The sequence below is a fragment of the Massilia sp. P2_C2 genome (assembly GCF_056404615.1).
Window position 1 is genome coordinate 1 of sequence record NZ_JBFUDR010000651.1, and the last position, 798, is coordinate 798.

The 798-nt window shown below is 72.8% G+C and carries 1 protein-coding gene; it reads right to left on the reverse strand.

The features are described from left to right. Positions 1–103 precede the first annotated feature (103 nt). Positions 104–798, reverse strand: a 695-nt coding sequence (locus AC1DYX_RS31640) for an acyltransferase domain-containing protein (protein WP_477266227.1), incomplete at its 5' end; no start/stop codon positions are given.

Here is a 798-nt window from a genome sequence, read left to right on the forward strand (position 1 = left end):
CGCGTAGCGTGGGCACCCCTGTGCCCACGCGCGACGTGTGCGGTATGTTGGCGTTACGCGTGGGCACGTGGTGCCCACCCTACGAATTCCGGCGTCGTTGTTGTCACCCGGCGTTGCGCGCCGCGTGCACGAGCGTGTCGAGCCGGTTGCCGTCCGCGCACATGGCGGTGCCGGCCGCGAAATCCGCCTCCTGGGCGAGGCGCGTGAGCACCGTGCCGCTGGGCATTTCCAACGCTACGCGCGCGCCACGCTCCCAGGCATGGCGCAGCGTGTCCGCCCACAGCACGGGGCGCGCCATGTTCGCGGCCAGGTCGGCGACGATACGGTCGGCGTCGAACACGGCACGCGCGCCGCTGCTGCTGATCCAGGTGATGTGCGGCCGCTTGCGCGCGACCTGCGCGGCGGCGCAGGCAAGCGTGCGCGCCTGCTCGTCCAGCAGCGCGCAGTGCGACGGCACCGCCACGGCCAGGCGTTCCGCGCGGCTGGCGCCATGGGCCAGAGCAAGCGCAGCGACGGCATCCAGTGCGGCCGCGCTGCCGGACACGACGAGCTGGCGCGGCGCATTGAGGTTGGCGAGATAGACGGGCGTCTTCGCTCCGTGGACCTGCGCGAGCAGCGGCTCCAGCTGTTGGCGCGTGAGACCGCCGATCGCCGTCATGCCGTAGCCGGACGGGTAGGCATCTTCCATCAGCCGCGCGCGCAGTTCGACGAGGCGCACGGCATCCGCGAAGTCGAGCACGCCGGCGACGACGGCGGCCGGCCACGCGCCGATCGACAGGCCCGCGACCATGCCAGGGG